This is a genomic window from Rhodopila sp., assembly GCF_965277165.1.
Taxonomy (GTDB): Bacteria; Pseudomonadota; Alphaproteobacteria; order Acetobacterales; family Acetobacteraceae; genus Rhodopila.
On the sequence record NZ_CBDICE010000006.1, the window covers coordinates 1,314,848 to 1,334,174 of the forward strand.

The window sequence follows — 19,327 nt, forward strand, 5'->3', positions numbered from 1 at the left end:
CCGCAGCAGAGGCATCTGACCGTTTCCACGGCGAGCCAGGAATCCGCGGTGATCGGCTTCCTCAGCATGCAGATGTTCGCCCTCATCTATCTGCAGAAGCTGGCGCTCTTCCCCCAGTCCTTTCCGTTAAGCATCCCGATGCTGATCATGTTCGGCAGCATCGCCTACATGGTCGTGATGCGGAAGATGCAGGTATCGCCGGAACGACTGGGCTTCTACATCGTCTTCGTGAGCGTCGTGGTGCTCGCCACGTCGCTAAGCGGCGGATCATATGCCAGCCTCATTGACCTCGTGGTGCTTTACGGCTGCTGGACAGTGCAGGCGCGGACGTCGTCGCTGGCCTACCGGGTCATCTCGGACCGCTTCATCTGGCTGATGATCGTTCCCGCCGTCGTAACCATAGTGCAATATATATATCAAAAGCTTACTGGCCTGAGTAATCCGATCGACATGACCTATTTCGTGCCGCAGTCACTGTTGATGAAAGGTTTTGTATATATCGCCCATCATCCGTGGTATTCGTCGTTTATCCGCCCGAACGGCTTCTTCTTTCTCGAACCATCGTTCCTCTCGGCCTTCACCGCGACAGCGACGATCATCGAGATCGTATACTTCCGCCGCTGGTATTTCGTCGGCTTGATGGTGGCGGCCACGCTCATGAGCACCGGCGGCACCGGTATGCTCATGTTCTTGCTCGCGGCCCCTTTTCTGTTGGCGCGCGAGAAGCCGTGGCTGATCATCGCAGTGATCGGTGCGGCGATCGTCGGGATTCTGCTCGCGCTGACGATGGATATTTCCCTGCCGCTGATCTCGCGGATGGGAGAAATGCAGCATCGGGACAGCAGCGGAGGCGCCCGCCTCGTTGTTCCCGCGACGCAGTTCATGGAACATTTTTTTGATCCGACCTACTTGTTCTACGGCGCGGGACCGGGGTCGACCGTCAACGAAGTCGACGGGCCAATCGTCAAGGTTCTCAACGAATACGGCGTGCTGGCGGTCTTGGCGTATGTCCTGCTCTACACCGTCTTTGTCTGGCGAACTCCCAATCGTTCGCTGAAATTCAGTCTGTCCGTGATCTTTTTGTTTACCGGCGGGTATCTGCTCAATCCGATCATGATCGAAATGCTATATGTCTTGTTTTTTGCGGCTCAACCCCGGCGAACCGATTGAGAACAGCGCATGCGACTCTTGTGGCTTTCACGGTACATGCCGCTGCCCGCAGTTTCGGGGGACGTCAACTACACGCGCCAACTCGCCGGTGCCTTGGCGCAAGCAGGCATCAGCATAACCTTTCTTGGTCTGGTCTCGAGGGAAACCGATCTTGCGGCGTACCGGCGAGTGTCCGCGACCATCGATTGGGTTCCGGTGAATGCGGTGCCAAGGCGCACCCCATGGGCGTTGGTCAGCCGCTTGCCCTTGCAGACGGCGCGGTTTGCCACCACTGGATTCATCGCCGCGGTCAGTCATCAGCTCCATACCGCAACGTTCGATGCAGTCGTCATTGACTACTACGCGCTGGGCTGGGCATTGCCTCTGCTGCGGCGGATCGCGCCACGTAGCCTGGTGATCTACGTTTCGCATAATTTTGAGGCTGCGGCGGCGCGCGATATCGCCCAGTCTTTTCAGGGCAATCGTCTCAAGCGAGCGGCCCTACGAATCAATGCCAAAAAGATTGCCGCGCTTGAACGTCGCCTGACCGTCTCCGCTGATCTGTTGACCGTCATTACGGATGCGGATGGTCTCCGCTACCAGGCGCTTGGGCCCAAACGGCCCGCCTTGACGCTGCGGCCATGCTACGCCGGCAGCAAGCGGGCCGAGCGAACGATCACCTCGGCGGTCCCGCGCCGGCTCATTGTTCTCGGCTCTTTCACCTGGATCGCCAAGCAGATCAATCTGGTGCAGTTCCTCGGATCCGCCGACGCGGTGTTTGCTCGCCACGGCATCGAGGTGCGGATTATTGGGTCGGTGGCGGGCCAACTGATGAGGCAATGGACCCCGCATCTCAAGGCCATCCATTTCGAAGGGTTCGTGCCAGACTTGTTTGGATGCTTTGATCAAGCGCGCATGGGGCTGGTGATCGAGACTACCGGCGGCGGCTTCAAACTCAAGACGCTGGACTATATCTTTGGCCGATTGCCGGTCGCCGCGTTGGCCCATGCACTGGCAGGAATACCGGCAAAGGTGCAGCAACACTTCCTTGTTCAGAACACGCTCGACGCCCTGGTGCGGGACGTCTGTCGATACATCGACGACTATGACAGGTTGAACACGATGCAGCATGGTGCCTTCGCGGCGGCGGACGACCAATTCGACTGGGCGGTCAACGGCACCCGGCTGGCCGATCGCATCAGACAGTTCCGGCCCTGATGATCAGGGCACCCGCACATGTGCAGCTGGGCAAGCGGTCGGTGTTTTGGGCCGGATTGGATACCGGCGGGGCAGTCCTGCTGACCATGGCAACGATGTTGCTGATGGCGCGCCTGATGACACCGGCCATGTTCGGCACTGGGGCTCTCGTGCTTGGCACGATCCAGCTGTTGGATTTGTTCGCCGGTGGCCTGTTCCACGACGGATTGATTCAGGCTCCCGAAATCGACGATACCGCCTATGAAAAAGCGTTCTGGCTGATGATGATCGTCGCCGGCATGATGATCAGCTTGTTCCTTGTCGGCGCCTTGTTCTGTGACGATACCACTGCGGGCGGGGTGGCTTGGCTGTTGTTCGGCGCCAGCCTCTCACTGTTGCCAACAAGCGCGCTGGGGATCGCCAACGCGCGGCTGCGCCGCGACTTGTCGTTTCGCGACGTGGCGTTGCCCTCGCTGCTGGGACGACTTGGCGGCTGCGCCGCTGGTATCGGCTTTGCAGCATCGGGGTTCGGGGCCTGGAGTTTGATTGTCCAATATAATGCCGGCATGATGGTTCAGGCCGTAGCAACTTATGCAAGGACGGGTTGGCGACCGACACCGCGACTATCCTATCGTTCACTCTGGCCGATTTGCCGCTTCGCGCTGCCTTACGCTTTTATGCACGCGATGATCGGAATACGGACACAATTGTTCCAGTTCATGGTCGCCATCTTCATCAACCTGACCGGAGCGGGTTTTGTCAATCTGGCTTTCCGCTTGACCTCCACTCCGCTTGGCGTTTTGAATACAGCGTTCACCAATATTGGCCTGCCGCTCCTAGCACGCCAACAGCACTCGCAGGGTGACATGGAACGGGCCTATCTCGATTTGACCCGTTTGGTTTTGCCGGTGACAGTGCCGACGTTCGTCGGTTTGGCCTTGGTGGCGAAGCAATTCGTACCAATTGTCCTTGGAGCTGAATGGACCCGCAGTGTCCCTCTGGTGCAACTCCTGGCGATCGGTGGAGCGATCGCCTTCATGCGCTTCCCCGCGTCAACCGTGCTACGCGCACTCGGCTACGTGCGGTTCTCGTTTTTCAGTGCGATGTTTCAACTGGTCTTCACGACGATCGGCATGGTCGTCATCTTCTACGTCGAGGATTCCCACGCCCTGACCGCGGCTGTCGCCGTGTGGGTGATTCCAGCCCTCATCCAACTCCCGGTCGCCATTTGCTGTCTTCATCGGGTCGCGCGCATCAGTTTCCGAACCAGCTTGCGCGGTATCCTCCCAGTCATTGTAGCGACATTCGCTATGGTCTGTATGGTCCGTGAAGTCGATCTTACAACCGTCGATACTCCGATACTGACGTCCTTAATGCTTCAGATTGTCACAGGTGGACTGACAGCAATCGGTACATTCCTGCTGATCGATCGCAAATCCCGCCTCGTCGTTTTCTCATCCGTTCGGCGACGTGCGTGACGGGGGCAGCAGTGTTACGGCGAGTTCTTATCGACGGGTATTTCTTGCACAAACCCTATGGCTTCGGGCGCTTCGTCTTCGAGTTGTGCCATGCGCTCGGGTCGGCCCCGTCGGATATCGAGTACATCGTGGCTGTTCCATCCCGGATCGACGTCAACGGCTTGCCAAAACTGTGCAACATCACATGGTATCGTGTTGCCGACGCCAACTTCGCCTGGTGGGAACAGCGTGTAATCCCCGAGCTTGCTAAACGCCTGCGATGTGGTGTTATCCATTTTCCGTACAACACGCGGTCGGTGTTCGCAGGTTCGATCCCCACGGTAACCACCGTGCATGACCTCATTTTCCTGAGCGAAACCTTCCCGCTCCGCCTGCGCTGGATCAAGGCCCGACTGGCATCGATGTATGTGAAATTCGGCTTCCGGTTCGCGACCCCCCGCTCGAGAACCATCATCAGCATCAGCAGAACGACCCAGCAACTGCTGGCTCATCGAGGCATTCCGTCGGAGATGGTCTACAACTCGATTGATGGGTTTCTGTCGCTCGGGCCGAGCACCAGTCGGGGCCGTCCTGGGCCGCCTTACCTCCTGCATCGCGGCGGACATCTCCCATACCGGAACACCGGTCGCGTTATCGAGGCGTTCCGCCGAGCGCGCAAGGAATTCAACTTGGTAGCAGACCTCAAGATCATCGGCGTGCCCGACGGCGCGGACCGATGGGGTCGTGATGCGACCATCCACTATCTTCAGCGCATCTCGGATAATGAACTGGCAACGCTTTATGCCGAAAGCGCATGTGTCGTCAGCGCAAGTTTGCAGGAGGGTTTCGGATTGCCGATCATTGAGGGATTCGGCTTCGGAACGCCGGTGATCGCGTCCGATCTCGACCCGATGCGCGAAATCGCGGGGGACGCGGCGCTGCTGGTCAATCCTTATGACATCGAAGCCATCACGCGTGCCATGGTCGCGGTGCTGACCGACCCAGGCCTGGCAGAGACGCTGGTGCAAAAAGGTCGCGATCGAATGGCTGTGTTTGCGGGGAAGCAAGTCGCCGAGAAGATGACCAACCACTACGCCGCGGCATTCAACGGCATCTGAGTTCGGTTTGTTCAGGCATCACCCTACCAGGCGTAAAAGCGGAAAGGGCTGTCCTCAAGAACGCCGTCAACTGGCTTTTGCAAGACCCAAAGGTGATAGGAGGCGAGATTGCTGTTTCCTATCGAGAACCGAACGACATCATACAGATATGACACGCACCAAAGCGGGACAAAAAATTCGAAATAGAAGCTGCTGTAAAACCCTGGGACATGATACAGCTCACGGAATCCAATGGTCTTGTACATTTTTCGAAAACTTGAATACTGGGTCCGGTCATAGAAGGCTCGAAAGCCTAGTTCCGTAGCGTCCTCGGTGGTCACACGAAGCAACCTGCGCCCCAGACGCGGCGACAACATGCGATTGACGATGGCAAACGGCGCATAACGACTGGGAAATTGAGCGACAAAAAAACCGCCCGGTCGGAGCACGCTGAACACGTTCCGAAGGAACTGCTCGTTATCGGCGAAATGCTCCATGCCGGAGTTCGCCATCACCAGGTCTACGGACTCCTCCCGCACCGGGATAAATTTTGCCACGTCGGCGACGATTCTTTCGTCGAGAGCCGTGTTCAGCCGCATCTCCTCGGCATCTATGTCCGCGCCGATCAGGTGGATCCCATACCACTTCTTGTAATGCTCGGGAAAGTGCCATGCTTTCCCGGCGCCGACATCGAGTACCCGTCCGACCTCGGGATGGGACAACAGCATCGTCCCAACCTTGCGGTACACGCCGAACACGTTGGCCTCATGCACACTGCGCGGAGTGATCGCCTGGCAAATCCGTCGGTTGAGCGCAACAAACTTCCTGACTGTGTTCATCCGATGGAATTCCCGATGGCCAACCAGCTAAACCTGCATAGAACCGCATCAAGTCCGACCTACGCGCGACCTTGATAGGCGGACTGGCGGCTGGCGAACCCTGACGTCGTTTCGCCTTCCTGATAACGACTTCAAGCAGGCTCGGAAAGAGGTTGTTGCCGGCCAAGTGGGGTCTCGCGGCCAAGGCGGCGAACCGCTGCTATCTTTTCCCAATGATGCTGGTCGGCGTTGTCCGGCGACGCCAGAAACTGCGGATCGAGGCCCCTGGCCCTGGCGCAATTGCCGGCCACCACAGCTCGAAATCCGCCAAAAAAACAGGGCCGCGACAGGGTTGTCAACAATGCTTGTAACAGTTCCTGGCAAATGCGGTCTTGGCTTGACGGGCATTAGTACTACACGCTACTTAACTAATCGTCGGGGGATATTTCGTACCATGACGCAACAAGATGAACTTGTCATTCGTTCACGAGCACCCTTGCGTCTCGGTCTTTGTGGTGGCGGGACGGATGTTTCGCCCTACTGCGATCAGCACGGTGGGGCCGTGCTCAACCTCACCATCGATCAGTACGCCTACACCACCATCGAACCGACCACCGATGACCGGGTGACATTCTGCGCCTCGGATACCAATCAAGTATTCGAATCGGACGGTGTCGAGGCGATGGAGATCGCCGAACCGCTGGCCCTGCATCGGGCAACCTATCGGCGCATCATGCGCCAGTTCAACCATGGCGAAGCAAGGCCGTGCCGGATTACCACGTTCTGTGACGCACCTCCCGGCTCTGGGCTGGGCACATCTTCGACGATGGTTGTGTCGATGGTGAAAGCATACGTGGAGTGGCTGAACCTGCCGCTCGGCGAGTACGAGATCGCGCATTTGGCGTTCGAGATCGAACGGCTCGAGGTCGGCCTGCAAGGCGGTCGACAGGACCAGTATGCCGCAACCTTCGGCGGTGTGAACTTCATGGAATTCCACGCCAACGATCGCGTGGTGGTAAACCCATTACGGATAAAGAACTGGATTGTCTCCGAATTGGAGATGTCGTTGGTGCTGTTCAACAGCGGGCAATCGCGATCATCGGCTGCCATCATCACAGAGCAGACCGACAATGTCCGCAACCGCCGGGGTACGACGTTACACGCGCTGCACGAGCTAAAGCTCGACGCCTACCAGATGAAGGATTGCCTGCTCCGCGGCGATTTCGAAAGGCTCGCGGCGGTAATGCGCAAGACCTGGGATGATAAGAAGCAACTGGCTGACAGCGTCACAAACTCGCATATCAACACCGTCATGCGCGCGGCCTTCGCCGCCGGTGCCCAGGCTGGAAAGGTCACCGGCGCCGGCGGTGGGGGGTACATCATTTTCCTGGTGGCGCCGCAGCGGCGAATGGATGTCATCCATGCACTTCGCCAACAGGAGCGCGGCCAGGTGATGACGTGCCACCTCACGCGTCACGGCTCGCAGGGCTGGAAAATTCTGCCGCCGTTCACGCCGCCGCAGATCGGGAGCATGTTGGCCCTGCGATGACCGTGACGGTCCAGCAATGTGTTATCCTGGCAGGTGGTCTCGGAACCCGGTTGGGACCGCTCGCCGCGAAGACACCGAAACCGATCCTGCCATGCGGCGACCGGCCGTTCCTAGCCTGGCTGATGCGCGAGATGGTGCGCTTCGGCGTCATCGACTTCGTCCTGCTGACCGGCCATTTGAGCGAAGCGATCGAAGCGTTTGCCGCGACCATAAGGCAAACGCTTCCCGGTGTCCGGATCAGCCTCTCGCGTGACCCGATGCAAGCCGGAACCGGTGGTGCCCTGTATCACGCCCGCGACCGCCTGTCGGAGAAGTTCCTTCTATGTAACGGTGATACCCTGTTTGATTGCAATATCGCCGATCTGCTCGCCGGTGCACTGAACGACGATGCAATGCCACCCAGCGGCCGAACGGTGGTCGGACGTTTGGCATTGCGTCAGATCCCCGATGCATCGCGATACGGGGTCGTGGCGTTCGATCCCCCCTACATAGCAGCCTTCAAGCCGCGTCCCGAACCTGGTTCGGCCGGTTTGATCAACGCCGGCCTCTATGTCTTTCGTCGCGATGTGATCGATTACCTGTCGTCGGTATGCTCCCTCGAATCAGAAGCCCTGCCGATCATGGCGCAAGACCGCGCGCTGACCGGCTCCGTCGTGACCGGCTACTTTCGCGATATCGGCATCCCTGGCGACTACTTGTCGGCCAGCAGCGAATTGCCGTCGCTGTTGCGGCGAAGCAGCCTGTTCCTGATCGCTCCCGCGGTAGACGACCTTGCCACCATCGCCCGGGCCAGCCGCGCCGGATGGCATGTCTTCGGTTTGCACGACCGCGGTTCCAGCTTAGCCGAACGCGCGCGCGCCGCCGGGGGCACTCTGGACGCCGAACGGCATGGCCGCGTCGGCGCGCCGATGCTCGACGAGATCGTCAGCAGTTGGGAAGTGGACCCGGGACGAGCCGTGATGTTTGGAGACGGCGCAACGGAGCTGGGCTTCGCCACGGCATCCGGGATCCGAATATACCCCGACCGGCAGCCGACCTACCCATTCGAGACCGCATCGCAATGATGGAGCCCGACCCATGTCCGTACGCGAGGTTATCCTCAGTCAGATCGTTCAAGTTGCGGAATTTCAGGGCAAGCGGCTGGCGCCGCTGACCGACGATCTCAAGCTCACCGACTCAGGCCTGGACTCGCTCTGCATCGCCCTGGTAGTCGCCAACCTCGACGATGAGCTGGACCTCGATCCATTGTCACAGGAAAACGAAATCGTGTTCCCGGTGACGCTCGGCGATCTGATCCGGCTCTACGAGCATGCCGCCTAGAAGACCCTCGCTGTTCGGCCTGACGGCGCCCCACGGCGCGCGAGCGCTGTCGGATCGCGGCGCGCGCTTCAGGCTGGTCGATCTCGTGCAAGGTCGCAGCCTCGACGTCGATCCGCGGGAACTGCGCGGCCGCCGTGTTCTGATCGCCACCGACCGCCAACTGCCGGCCGCGCTGGCCATGATACAACTGGACGGCATCGCCGCCCGGATGGTGCTCTGCCCGCCTGATGTCTCCCGGGAACATTGCCTCGAAGCAATCGCGGACGCCGAGGTCGACACCGTTGTCTCCGATGCATCCGGCCCCGACCTGTGCCAGGCCGCCGGCCGGGTCAGGTGCTTCGATCGGATCGTCGGACCCCACGGCATAGCCGCCAGCCCAGGGGATGTGGATACCGAATGGGTTCTGTTCACATCCGGTACATCCGGCCGTCCCAAGCTCGTTGCCCATACCCTCACAAGCCTGGTCGGGCCGCTGGTGGATGGTGTCGGTACCGAGACGAAAACGACATGGACCACATTTTACGATATCCGCCGCTATGGCGGCCTGACCATCCTGATGCGGGCACTCGCCGGCGGCGGATCAATGGTCGTTTCTGACCCGGACGAAACACCGGCCGAATTCATGGCGCGCGCTGGGGCCGAGGCAGTGACCCATATCTCCGGCACCCCATCGCACTGGCGGCGCGCCTTGATGAGCGCGGCCACCGACCGCATGTCGCCCGGTTATGTGCGCCTGTCAGGCGAGGCCTGTGACCAATCGATATTGAACGCTCTGCGCCAGGCCTTCCCCGCGGCCGGGATCGCGCACGCGTTCGCCTCCACCGAGGCCGGCTTTGCCTTTGACGTTCGCGATGGCCGGGCCGGCTTTCCCGAGTCACTGATCGGACAGGACGGCGCGGTCAAATTACGGGTTAACAATGGTTCGTTGCACATCCGCTCGCCGCGCACCGCAAGCCGCTATCTCGGGGTCGGCGTGGCATCGTTGCTCGATCAATCCGGCTACGTCGACACCGGCGATCTCGTCGAACTGCGCGGCGACCGCTACTACTTTCACGGTCGCCGCGACGGGGTGATCAATGTCGGCGGCCTGAAGGTGCATCCCGAGATGGTCGAAGCAGTGATCAACCGTCATCCCAGCGTGCGCATGTCACGGGTTTCGCCGCGGGCCAATCCGATCACCGGGTCGATCGTGGTCGCCGAGATCGTTACGAACCTGCAGCTCGATGCCGGTAGCACCGCGTTCGATGCCGTCAAGAGCGAGATCCTCGGTCTATGCCGGGACACGCTTGCCGCGCACCAGATGCCGGCGATATTGAGGCTTGTGCCATCGCTTGAGGTTGCGGCCTCGGGCAAAATGGTGCGGCGTCGAGCATAACTGGTTTCCTCGCTGCGATGGCCTCGACGACACGCCTTGACCCCGTCCAGCTCAGATCGGCTCATTATTCACGGATTTCGATGCAAGGTGTGCTGTCACTGAACGGTAATCACATCATCGGCATAAGCCAGTGCTGGCTTTCATATTGCATTATCTTTCTTGCTTTTACTGTAGAAAATCCACTTAAGTGAGAAACTCAGCAGACGGCGGCTCTAAAGTAGAAGATGCTGATACAACAAGCGTGATAAGGCGATCGTTGATGCGAAACGCGACATTGGCGCTTCACGCCGGATTTGACATGGACCCGACAACGCGGGCGCTGGCGGTCCCGATCTACCAAACCGTTGCCTACGGTTTCGATGATGCCGAACATGCGGCGGCGCTGTTCAATCTGGAAGCGGACGGTCATCGCTACAGCCGGATCAGTAACCCCACCATCGCCGTGCTCGAACGCCGGGTGGCGGCGCTGGAAGGCGGACTGGAAGCCGTGTGCGTAAGCTCCGGCCAAACCGCGATCTACTACGCCGTCTCGAATCTGGTGCAGCCTGGCGGGAACGTGGTCTCGGTGCCGCAGTTGTACGGCACCACGCATTCGATGTTCGATCATTTTTTGCCCAATCTCGGCATCGATGTGCGTTTCGCCGCCAGCGACCGTGCCGCGGAGGTCGAGCAAGTAATCGACCACGGCACCCGCGCGATCTACTGTGAAAGCGTCGGCAACCCGGCGGGAAACATCGCCGATCTGGCGTCACTGGCGGATCTTGCCCACCGTCGCGGAATTCCACTGGTGGTCGATAATACGGTGCCCACGCCAATACTGCTGCGCCCGATCGAGCATGGCGCGGACATCGTCATCCACTCGCTGACGAAATTCATGGGCGGCCATGGCACAACGCTTGGCGGCGCCATCGTCGATAGCGGCAAATTCCCCTGGGCCGACCATCCGGAGCGCTTTCCGATGTTCAACCGGCCGGATCCTTCGTATCACGGCCTGATCTACAGCCAACGTTTTGGCGCCGCTGCTTATAGCGCGCGGTGTAGAAGTGTCTATTTGCGCACCACCGGCGCGGCATTGTCCCCGTTCAACGCATTCCTGCTGCTGCAGGGGATCGAAACGGTATCGGTACGTGTTGATCGCCACGTGGCAAATGCAAAGGCAGTCGCCGACTTCCTCTCCAGTGATGCAAGGGTTGCATGGATCAACTACGCCGGCCTTGAGAATAGTCCGCACTATCCCTTGGTCCGGAAATACCTGGGTGGACGCGCCTGTTCACTGCTGACGTTCGGGGTGCGCGGTGGCTTCGCTGGCGGCGTACGGTTCTACGACGCTCTGCGGCTGATCAAACGTGTGGTAAACCTGGGTGACTCCAAGTCGCTGGCCTGCCATCCGGCCTCGACAACGCATCGTCAGATGTCACCTGAAGCTCAACTCGCCGCTGGGGTGACCCCGGATGCAGTCAGACTGAGCATTGGAATCGAGGACATCGAAGACATCATCGCCGATATCGACACGGCACTCGATGCCGCCGTCGGCTAGCAGGATCGATCGGTGCGGGCACTAAATCCATGAAACGAACCGAGCGCCAGCCGTCTGGCGAACAGCCTGTTCCACTATCGATAGGCCTGGTCAACAACGCATCGGATCGCGCGCTGCATGCCACCGAAGCGCAATTTGTTCGCGTGCTTCAAGCGGCTTCCGGCAGTTTCGATCTGACATTCAAGTTGTTCACCACCCCCGAAATAGCGCGGTCCACACCGCCGCTCGACCGTGCCGGCAACCGATACGCCGACATCGGTGACCTGTTCGGCAGTCGGCTCGATGCGCTGATCGTCACTGGCATGGAGCCGCAGGCAAAGACGCTGCCGGACGAACCGGTCTGGGACAAAATCACCCGGTTGGTGGATTGGGCCGCCGACAACTCGGTCCCTGTCATCTGGTCGTGTCTCGCGGCCCATGCCGCGGTCCTGTATCTCGACGGGATCGGCCGAATGCGGCTGCCCGACAAACTGTCCGGCATCTTCGACTGTAACGTGCTGCCGTCCGGGCACATTCTGACGTCCGAGCTTCCGTCGCAATGGAGCAGTCCGCATTCACGCTACCATGATTTGTCGCGAGCGGCACTCGTGGCAAGCGACTATCAAATCCTGTCATGGTCCGATGAAGCCGGCGTCGACGTTTTTCTGAAGCAACAAGAAACCACGTCGCTGTTTTTCCAGGGTCATCCGGAGTACGACGCCGACACCGTCGCGCGCCAATACGCCAGGGACGTTCGGCGTTATCTTTTGCACGAAAGCAACGAATATCCGGCGATACCGCGGCACATATTCGACCCCACAACGGAAGCCGCATTGGCCGACGCCCGCGACCACGCCTCACGCAGCGGCGACGGACTGCATGACTTCGCGGCAATTGTCAGTCTGATACGTGGTGCCGCAACCAGCAGCCAATGGCAACAGTCGGCAATCGCTATTTATGCCAAATGGCTGAAGCTGGTCGCCCGCCAGGTTACGCCAGGTCGGTTCCCACACCCGTACGATGCCACGCCCGGCGGTCAAGATACGTTTGCCCAAATCGTAGGAGCCTAATCGAATGGATATGATGCGGGACATCGGATACAAACAAGTAATCGACGAGATCTGTGGCTTGAACTGGACCGGCGTCAGCAGCGACGACATGATCGCGGTTGCCTGGGGATACTATTATTTCTCAATTCAGTTCCGCGAGAATCTCGAAATCGCGCGTCAGTTATACCCGTCCGATGCCAAGCTGCTGCGACTTGAACAAGAGGAATGCGACACCAGCAACCTCTCGCCCTGGCCAAACGTCGCCGCACCGGGCGAGAGGATGAACCATGATGAATTCATGCGCCGCGCACTCGACCTTTCGCCGGTCTCGATCGAAAGCTCCCACCGTCTTCGCGCGATCGGCGCGGACTACCTTGCGCGGGTCCGCGCCGCCGATCCGGTCAGCTCAGCCCTCAGTATCGCCAGTTACGAAGATGGCGGGCTCGAGAGTGTGTTCACGGCCATGCTGACCTTCCGCCATTGGGACAACGATTGTCTTCGCGCATTCGGACACTTCCTGTCCGAGCACGTGCGCTTCGACGCCGACCCCGATCAGGGACACGGCGCGCTAGCCCGCCATATGGCGCCCGACGACCGGGTGCTGGAACTCTGGCAGGCGTTTCGTGACCTGCTGGTCGACAGTGCGCCGGCGCTTTCAAACTGATCGGCGCGCAGCGACAAAGCCATCGTCGACAACCAACACGCTGATTCGCGACAAGTCGGCGGTGGCGCCGCCTGCCTCATCCGGGCGGACCATGTCGCCAAAGCGCATGCCAAACCGCACATGTTCGGCAGAATAGTCCTTCAAGTCACGCACCATGGCGGACAGCGCGTGATCGTAAACCTCTATCGTCAGGAACAACCGGGCACCGGCCTCGGCCAGCGATTCGGCGTCGTGGCCGTGCAGCGGGCTGGCCTCGTCAATCAGGTGGATCAGCGTCCACGGCATGACGAACAACGGCAGATGCGATTGCTGCAACTGCAACTCGTGGATACGCCGCAAAAACGGCCCATCCGAGTCGCGATCCGCCGCCAGCAGGAACAGCCGGGCGGTGGAGCCGCTCATCATCGTAATCCTACCATTTACAATACGCAACATAAGTGCCGACTTGCCGTCCTGCATGCCGACCACGGCATCCTCAGCCGCCACAATGTGGGGCTTGGCGCGGGAAAACCGCACGAACAGCAGGCCAGTCACAATAGCGGTAATTGCCATACCAGTAACGACTTCCACCGCCGAGACGATGTGGCCGAACAACGTCGCCGGTGCCATCACTCCGTATCCGACGGTCGCCAGGGTTTCCACGCTGAAAAAGAATGCGTCCCCGAACGAACCCACCTTGGCATTGGCGATGCTGCCCGGGCTCAGCAGATACAGCAAGGCGAACGCCACATTGATTGCCAACCACAAGCCCAACGCCGCCAGGATGAAGCCAGGCCAGGGCAAGCTGACCGCCATGTGATAGGGATCGTGCCGGTCGAAGCGGGCGGCCCCCAGCTTCGACAAGCCGTATTCGGCGCGTCCAATCGGCACCGGCTTGGGCTCATGATGGCGCGGTCGGGTCGGCATGGCACCAAGCCTAACCGGGGCGCCCCGCCGGCGTCACCCTTTGCGTGCCGCGCCGCCGCATGCGATGAAATCCCAACCGCCGCGCCGACCGCCGCGCGGCCACGCAATGGGGGAAGCAACAGGCATGGCAACCGTGTCGGTCCGCGACGTTCGCAAGCGCTACGGTTCCACCGAGGTGCTGCACGGCGTCAGCGTCGAGATCGCCGACGGCGAGTTCGTCATCCTGGTCGGCCCCTCCGGTTGCGGCAAATCGACGCTGCTGCGGATGATCGCCGGGCTCGAGAACATCACCGGCGGCGAAATCGCCATCGGTGGCCGGGTGGTCAACGACGTCGCGCCGAAGGAGCGTGACATCGCCATGGTGTTCCAGAACTACGCGCTGTACCCGCACATGACGGTGCGCGACAACATGGCCTTCGCGCTCAGCCTGGCAAGCGCGCCCAAGCCGGTGATCGATCAGAAAGTCGGCCGCGCGGCAGAGATCCTGAGCCTGGCGCCATACCTGAACCGCTATCCGCGTCAGCTCTCCGGCGGCCAGCGCCAGCGTGTCGCGATGGGACGCGCGATCGTGCGCGACCCGCAGGTGTTCCTGTTCGATGAGCCGCTGTCCAACCTCGATGCCAAGCTGCGGGTGGCGATGCGGGCCGAAATCAAGGAGCTGCACCAGCGCCTGACGACGACCACGGTCTATGTCACCCATGATCAGATCGAGGCGATGACCATGGCCGACAAGATCGTGGTGATGAACGCCGGCAATGTGGAACAGATCGGCGCTCCACTCGACCTTTACGACAACCCGGCCAATCTGTTCGTCGCCGGCTTCATTGGCTCGCCGGCGATGAACTTCCTGAAAGGCAAGGTCGATGCCGGCGGGTTCCGTTCTGAAAGCGGGACGTCACTGCCACTGCCCTCGACCCGAGGCGTGTCCGAGGGCAGCCCGATCGTCTATGGCATCCGCCCCGAACACTTCCAACTTAACGGCGGCGTCCCGGCCCGCGTAAACGTCATCGAGCCGACGGGTTCGGAGACCCAGGTGATGGCCGAGTTCGCGGGCGCGCCAATCATCGCCGCATTCCGCGAACGGGTCCTGGCCAGGCCGGGTGAGACTATCCAGATCACGCCCGACCCTGCGATGGTGCATCTATTCGACGCCGCCACCGGCCTGCGCCTCCCGTCCTAGCTCCAGGCACGCCATCGCTTTGCCTTTTGTGCCGCTCGGCGGAATACTCCGACATCAGGAGTCGCCGGAAACCGGTCGCCGCGACCCCGCCTCCTCAACGACCGGTAGGGAGTGTGCAGATGTCCATCACCCGGCGCCAGTCGCTTGCGCTTGCCTCCGCATCCGTCGCGGCGACGTCAATTCCCATCATCGGCGCCGACGCCGCGGTCACCGACGTGCCGACCGCCAGCGTGGCACCGCCAAACTTCAAGCCGGAAAAGGGGGCTAAACTCCGCGTGCTGCGCCCGGCAAAGTTCATCGATCCCGATGAAGTGTACTGGCGCGCGAACACCAAGAAATACACCGAGGCGACCGGCGTTCCGGTGCGTGTCGATTTCCTGAGTTGGGAGGATATCCGGCCGCAAACGGCGGTCGTGGCGAACACCGGCGCCGGACCCGACATCGTGCTCGGTTTCAGCTCAGATCCGCAGATCTATGCCTCGAAGATCAACGATATGACCGATCTTGCCGACTATCTCGGGGCAAAGTACGGCGGTTGGCAGGAACTGGCGGTGCTGTATGGGACCAAATGGAAAACCAAGAACTGGATCTCGATCCCGGTTGGCGGTGGCGCCGGGCCGACGGTGTACCGCCAGTCCTGGGTCAAGCAGGCCGGCTACGACAAGATCCCCGACGACCTCGACGGTTTTCTCGCCCTCTGCCAAGGCCTGCACAAGATCGGCCATCCGGCCGGCTTCGCGCTCGGCCATGCGCTGGGCGATGCCAACGGCTATGCGTCGTGGCTGCTATGGTCGCACAACGCCATGCTGGTCGATGAAAACGGCAAGGTCGCACTCGATTCAAAAGAAACTATTGCTGCACTGAAATATGCTACCGAGCTGCAGAAGACGCTGGTGTCGGGAACGCTTTCGTGGAACGATTCCGGCAACAATAAGGCATTTGCCGCGGGCGATATCGGTCTGACGTTCAATGGGGTGTCGATCTACTACGTGCTGAAGACATCGCCCGATCCGAAACTGAACCAGATGGCAACCGACGTCCAGCACCAGGTATTGCCGAAAGGCTTGGCGTCACGCTCGCCGATGTCGGCAACACCGATGAACGCGATGGTTTTCAAGCACACGAAATATCCCGAGGCGGCCAAGGACTATCTGCGCTTCATGATGGAGGCGGATCAATACGGCCCCTGGCTGTCGAACTGCCTCGGCTATTGGTCGAACTCGCTGAAAGCCTATTCGAAAATGAAGTTCTGGACCGAGGACCCAAAGTTGCTGCCCTATGCGTCCGGCATGGACACGCCGTACTACGACGGCTTCAAGGGTCCGGTCACCGCGGCGTCGTCGGCGGTGACGGCAAACTACACCGTGGTGGACATGTTCGCCGAGGTGGTCACCGGCAACGCCACGCCCGAGGGCGCGGTGAAACGCGCGGCGCAACAAGCGGCACGCTATTACAAGGCGACCTGACACACCGCTGCCGACTTGTTGGCCCGTGCCACACGCGCTAGGCATGACGTTGACTGGTCGGCGCGCGGAAAGCGTTATGTTCGCCTCTGTCGCCTCCGGCAACGCCACGCCGCAAGTCGCCGTGAAACAGGCCGCTCGACAGGCCGCCATATATCTGAAGGGCTGAAACAGGGGGGCCGAGCATGGACGCGACGACCGCCGATATCGACCTGCAATGGAAGCCGAGAAAGCAGCATAGCCGCATCGGGCGCCTGTTCGATTCGAAGCCATTCCTGGTCTTCCTGTGCATGCTGCCCACCGCCGGGCTGCTGCTGATCTTCCTGACCTATCCGCTGGGTCTCGGCCTGTGGCTGTCGCTGACCGACACCACGATCGGCCAGGCCGGGCACTACATAGGGTTGGAAAATTTTCAGTCCCTGTTTGACGATCCGGTGTTCTGGGGCGCTGTATGGTACACCGTGTTCTATACAGCCGTAGCCACTGCGGGAAAGTTCCTTCTCGGTCTGTGGCTGGCCTTGCTGCTGAACCAGCATCTGCCGTTCAAGGCGTTCATCCGAGCGATCGTACTGCTGCCGTGGATCGTGCCGACTGTGCTGTCGGCGATCGCCTGGTGGTGGATCTATGACCCGCAATTCTCCATCATTTCCTACATCCTGGTGGACGTGCTGCATTGGCGCAAACACTACATCGACTTCCTCGGCGCACCCTGGCCGGCCCGCTGGTCGCTGATCGTCGCCAATATCTGGCGCGGCATCCCGTTCGTGGCGATCACCTTGCTCGCCGGCCTGCAGACCATCTCGCCGTCGCTGTACGAAGCGGCGTTGCTGGACGGTGCCAGCGCTTGGCAGAAGTTCCGCCGCATCACCGTGCCGCTGCTGATGCCGATCTTGTCGGTGGCGTTGACGCTGTCGGTGCTGTTCACCTTTTCCGACTTCCAACTGGTCTATGCGATTACCCGCGGTGGCCCATTCAATTCCACCCACCTCATGGCGACCCTGGCGTTCCAGCGCGCCATACCGGGCTCGCAACTAGGTGAGGGCGCGGCGATCGCGGTGGCGATGATCCCGTTCCTGCTGGTGGCGACGTTGGTGTGCTTCTTCGGCGTCGGGCGGCGCAAATGGCAGCAGGGGTCCGACAATGACTGACGTCGGCGTAGTCGCGCAAGAAATCGAGCTTGCCGCATCCACCAAGGATGCGCCGGAAATCCTGTCGTGGGATTCCCGCGCGCGGCGCACCATCACGATCTACATCCCGCTGGCGATCTTCGTCATTGTGCTGCTGTTCCCGTTCTACTGGATGGCGATCACCGCGATAAAGCCCGACTACGAGATGTACGACTACAAGAAGTACAATCCATTCTGGGTGCACTCGCCGACGCTGGAGAACATTCGCAAACTGCTGTTCGAGACCGAATATCCACGCTGGCTGATGACCACGATGGGCATCGCCACCGCGGCGACGTTCCTCTCGGTCGGCGCCAGCGTGCTGGCCGCCTACGCCATCGAGCGGCTGCGCTTCAAGGGTGCGCAGCATGCCGGCCTGGCGATCTACCTGGCCTATCTGGTGCCCCCGACCATCCTGTTCATTCCGCTGGCGACGCTGATCTTCCAGTTCGGTCTGTTCGACAGCCCGGTGTCGCTGATCCTGACCTATCCGACCTTCCTGATCCCGTTCTGCACCTGGCTGCTGATCGGCTATTTCAAGTCCATCCCCTACGACCTTGAGGAATGCGCCCTGATCGACGGTGCCTCCCGGCTGCAGATTCTGCGCCGGATCACGCTGCCGCTGGCGGTGCCCGGCCTGATCTCGGCCGGCATCTTCGCTTTCACCCTGTCGTGGAATGAATTCATCTACGCGCTGGCGTTCATTCAAAGTACCGAGAAGAAGACCGTTCCGGTAGCGATCCTGACGGAACTGGTCACCGGCGATGTCTATCAATGGGGGTCGTTGATGGCGGGGTCACTGCTGGGTTCGGTGCCGGTGGCGATCATCTATTCGTTCTTCGTCGAGTATTACGTGTCATCGATGACCGGGGCGGTAAAGGAGTAGCGCATCACTGCGAGGCCACCGGATCGACCGAGGAGTGTTGATGCTCGATCAGCCACTTGCCGTGAACCGAGGCGTAGATCAAGGTGAAACGCGCCTTGACCTCGGTGCGGCTGCCCGGTTGGTCACCGTCCACGGTAAATGTATACAGGCCAATGTCATAGGCGATGTTGCAGCCGGTTCGAATCGCCCTGGCGGTGACTTCGGCCTGCGGTGACTTCTTCAGGAAGTCGGTGAAGTATTGCTCGATCGCCTCCGACCCAATCAGCGGACCGTTCTGGATCGTCGGCAATAAAGTCGCATCCGGCGCATAAAGCGCCGCGACCTTGTCGGGGCGCTTGGTCGCAAGCGCCTTGTTCCACTGGTCAAACAGTTCGATACCTGCGCCTTGGTGGTCGTTTCGCATTGACTATGGGGGCTGACGCCGTGGTGACTGGCGCTATGGTGATGGCTCACCGCGTTGCGCGCGCACAGCGGATCCGGCGCACCGAAAATCACCAAGCCAACAACGAAAAACCCAGACGTCGACCCGCGCATC

Annotated in this window: 18 protein-coding genes; 15 read left to right on the top strand and 3 right to left on the bottom strand. The window is 60.5% G+C overall.

Going from position 1 to position 19,327, the window contains the following annotated elements:
- The first annotated feature begins 48 nt into the window (after positions 1-48).
- The 4 genes from ACQY4Y_RS18045 to ACQY4Y_RS18060 are packed head-to-tail and all read left to right on the top strand — an operon-like array spanning position 49 to position 4,921.
- Complete coding sequence (locus ACQY4Y_RS18045) at positions 49-1,170, top strand: hypothetical protein (RefSeq protein WP_428491968.1); 1,122 nt, start codon at positions 49-51, stop codon at positions 1,168-1,170.
- Positions 1,171-1,179: 9 nt separating this feature from the next.
- Positions 1,180-2,367, top strand: coding sequence for a glycosyltransferase (locus ACQY4Y_RS18050; protein WP_428491969.1), 1,188 nt, complete (start codon positions 1,180-1,182; stop codon positions 2,365-2,367).
- Positions 2,368-2,387: 20 nt separating this feature from the next.
- On the top strand, positions 2,388-3,824 hold the full coding sequence (locus ACQY4Y_RS18055; protein ID WP_428491970.1) for an oligosaccharide flippase family protein: 1,437 nt from the start codon (positions 2,388-2,390) through the stop codon (positions 3,822-3,824).
- Between the two features lie 44 nt (positions 3,825-3,868).
- Positions 3,869-4,921, top strand: coding sequence for a glycosyltransferase family 4 protein (locus ACQY4Y_RS18060; protein WP_428491971.1), 1,053 nt, complete (start codon positions 3,869-3,871; stop codon positions 4,919-4,921).
- A gap of 23 nt (positions 4,922-4,944) precedes the next feature.
- Here the strand turns inward: ACQY4Y_RS18060 and ACQY4Y_RS18065 are convergent, their stop codons facing one another.
- Complete coding sequence (locus tag ACQY4Y_RS18065) at positions 4,945-5,739, bottom strand: class I SAM-dependent methyltransferase (RefSeq protein ID WP_428491972.1); 795 nt, start codon at positions 5,737-5,739, stop codon at positions 4,945-4,947.
- A 433-nt stretch (positions 5,740-6,172) separates the two neighbouring features.
- Between ACQY4Y_RS18065 and ACQY4Y_RS18070 the strand changes: the two genes are divergently transcribed.
- The 7 genes from ACQY4Y_RS18070 to ACQY4Y_RS18100 all read left to right on the top strand — a co-directional run bounded on the left by ACQY4Y_RS18070 (position 6,173) and on the right by ACQY4Y_RS18100 (position 13,191).
- Entirely contained in the window at positions 6,173-7,267 is a 1,095-nt protein-coding gene (locus ACQY4Y_RS18070; RefSeq protein ID WP_428491973.1) for a hypothetical protein, read from the top strand.
- Positions 7,264-8,331 (top strand): sugar phosphate nucleotidyltransferase, encoded by a 1,068-nt coding sequence (locus ACQY4Y_RS18075; RefSeq protein ID WP_428491974.1) that lies wholly within the window; start codon positions 7,264-7,266, stop codon positions 8,329-8,331. The genes ACQY4Y_RS18070 and ACQY4Y_RS18075 overlap by 4 nt, the downstream gene beginning before the upstream one ends.
- A 13-nt stretch (positions 8,332-8,344) precedes the next feature.
- Positions 8,345-8,587 (top strand): hypothetical protein, encoded by a 243-nt coding sequence (locus ACQY4Y_RS18080; RefSeq protein WP_428491975.1) that lies wholly within the window; start codon positions 8,345-8,347, stop codon positions 8,585-8,587.
- The gene (locus ACQY4Y_RS18085) at positions 8,577-9,962 is read left to right on the top strand and encodes an ANL family adenylate-forming protein (RefSeq protein WP_428491976.1); all 1,386 of its coding nucleotides are present in this window, start codon (positions 8,577-8,579) and stop codon (positions 9,960-9,962) included. Before ACQY4Y_RS18080 ends, ACQY4Y_RS18085 begins: the two co-directional genes overlap by 11 nt.
- A 259-nt stretch (positions 9,963-10,221) precedes the next feature.
- Positions 10,222-11,499 carry an O-acetylhomoserine aminocarboxypropyltransferase/cysteine synthase family protein gene (locus tag ACQY4Y_RS18090; protein WP_428491977.1) on the top strand — a complete coding sequence of 426 codons (1,278 nt, stop codon included), beginning with the start codon at positions 10,222-10,224 and terminating at the stop codon, positions 11,497-11,499.
- A 29-nt stretch (positions 11,500-11,528) separates the two neighbouring features.
- A complete protein-coding gene (locus ACQY4Y_RS18095; RefSeq protein WP_428491978.1) occupies positions 11,529-12,548 on the top strand; it encodes a homoserine O-acetyltransferase/O-succinyltransferase family protein in 1,020 nt (339 codons plus the stop codon).
- Between the two features lie 10 nt (positions 12,549-12,558).
- Entirely contained in the window at positions 12,559-13,191 is a 633-nt protein-coding gene (locus tag ACQY4Y_RS18100; RefSeq protein ID WP_428491979.1) for a hypothetical protein, read from the top strand.
- On the opposite strand, the gene ACQY4Y_RS18105 is transcribed toward ACQY4Y_RS18100, so the two are convergent.
- Entirely contained in the window at positions 13,183-14,097 is a 915-nt protein-coding gene (locus ACQY4Y_RS18105; RefSeq protein WP_428491980.1) for an ion channel, read from the bottom strand. The two genes, ACQY4Y_RS18100 and ACQY4Y_RS18105, sit on opposite strands and share 9 nt — an antisense overlap.
- A gap of 124 nt (positions 14,098-14,221) precedes the next feature.
- On the opposite strand from ACQY4Y_RS18105, the gene ACQY4Y_RS18110 reads away from it, so the two are divergent.
- The 4 genes from ACQY4Y_RS18110 (at position 14,222) to ACQY4Y_RS18125 (ending at position 18,792) form a co-directional block, all read left to right on the top strand.
- Complete coding sequence (locus tag ACQY4Y_RS18110) at positions 14,222-15,277, top strand: ABC transporter ATP-binding protein (RefSeq protein WP_428491981.1); 1,056 nt, start codon at positions 14,222-14,224, stop codon at positions 15,275-15,277.
- Between the two features lie 119 nt (positions 15,278-15,396).
- The gene (locus ACQY4Y_RS18115) at positions 15,397-16,743 is read left to right on the top strand and encodes an ABC transporter substrate-binding protein (RefSeq protein ID WP_428491982.1); all 1,347 of its coding nucleotides are present in this window, start codon (positions 15,397-15,399) and stop codon (positions 16,741-16,743) included.
- A 182-nt stretch (positions 16,744-16,925) separates the two neighbouring features.
- Entirely contained in the window at positions 16,926-17,888 is a 963-nt protein-coding gene (locus ACQY4Y_RS18120) for a carbohydrate ABC transporter permease (protein ID WP_428491983.1), read from the top strand.
- The gene (locus ACQY4Y_RS18125) at positions 17,881-18,792 is read left to right on the top strand and encodes a carbohydrate ABC transporter permease (protein ID WP_428491984.1); all 912 of its coding nucleotides are present in this window, start codon (positions 17,881-17,883) and stop codon (positions 18,790-18,792) included. Before ACQY4Y_RS18120 ends, ACQY4Y_RS18125 begins: the two co-directional genes overlap by 8 nt.
- 4 nt (positions 18,793-18,796) lie before the next feature.
- Here the strand turns inward: ACQY4Y_RS18125 and ACQY4Y_RS18130 are convergent, their stop codons facing one another.
- Positions 18,797-19,195, bottom strand: a complete 399-nt coding sequence (locus ACQY4Y_RS18130; protein WP_428491985.1) for an SgcJ/EcaC family oxidoreductase — start codon at positions 19,193-19,195, stop codon at positions 18,797-18,799.
- Positions 19,196-19,327: the final 132 nt, after the last annotated feature.

What these genes read in the sequence shown, in the direction of transcription:
- ACQY4Y_RS18080 (WP_428491975.1), top strand. Translation starts at nt 8,345, where the DNA reads ATGTCCGTACGCGAGGTTATCCTCAGTCAGATCGTTCAAGTTGCGGAA.
- ACQY4Y_RS18095 (WP_428491978.1), top strand. Translation starts at nt 11,529, where the DNA reads ATGAAACGAACCGAGCGCCAGCCGTCTGGCGAACAGCCTGTTCCACTA.
- ACQY4Y_RS18090 (WP_428491977.1), top strand. Translation starts at nt 10,222, where the DNA reads ATGCGAAACGCGACATTGGCGCTTCACGCCGGATTTGACATGGACCCG.
- ACQY4Y_RS18130 (WP_428491985.1), bottom strand. Translation starts at nt 19,195, where the DNA reads ATGCGAAACGACCACCAAGGCGCAGGTATCGAACTGTTTGACCAGTGG.
- ACQY4Y_RS18110 (WP_428491981.1), top strand. Translation starts at nt 14,222, where the DNA reads ATGGCAACCGTGTCGGTCCGCGACGTTCGCAAGCGCTACGGTTCCACC.
- ACQY4Y_RS18120 (WP_428491983.1), top strand. Translation starts at nt 16,926, where the DNA reads ATGGACGCGACGACCGCCGATATCGACCTGCAATGGAAGCCGAGAAAG.
- ACQY4Y_RS18070 (WP_428491973.1), top strand. Translation starts at nt 6,173, where the DNA reads ATGACGCAACAAGATGAACTTGTCATTCGTTCACGAGCACCCTTGCGT.
- ACQY4Y_RS18105 (WP_428491980.1), bottom strand. Translation starts at nt 14,097, where the DNA reads ATGCCGACCCGACCGCGCCATCATGAGCCCAAGCCGGTGCCGATTGGA.
- ACQY4Y_RS18125 (WP_428491984.1), top strand. Translation starts at nt 17,881, where the DNA reads ATGACTGACGTCGGCGTAGTCGCGCAAGAAATCGAGCTTGCCGCATCC.
- ACQY4Y_RS18075 (WP_428491974.1), top strand. Translation starts at nt 7,264, where the DNA reads ATGACCGTGACGGTCCAGCAATGTGTTATCCTGGCAGGTGGTCTCGGA.
- ACQY4Y_RS18065 (WP_428491972.1), bottom strand. Translation starts at nt 5,739, where the DNA reads ATGAACACAGTCAGGAAGTTTGTTGCGCTCAACCGACGGATTTGCCAG.
- ACQY4Y_RS18050 (WP_428491969.1), top strand. Translation starts at nt 1,180, where the DNA reads ATGCGACTCTTGTGGCTTTCACGGTACATGCCGCTGCCCGCAGTTTCG.
- ACQY4Y_RS18100 (WP_428491979.1), top strand. Translation starts at nt 12,559, where the DNA reads ATGATGCGGGACATCGGATACAAACAAGTAATCGACGAGATCTGTGGC.
- ACQY4Y_RS18085 (WP_428491976.1), top strand. Translation starts at nt 8,577, where the DNA reads ATGCCGCCTAGAAGACCCTCGCTGTTCGGCCTGACGGCGCCCCACGGC.
- ACQY4Y_RS18115 (WP_428491982.1), top strand. Translation starts at nt 15,397, where the DNA reads ATGTCCATCACCCGGCGCCAGTCGCTTGCGCTTGCCTCCGCATCCGTC.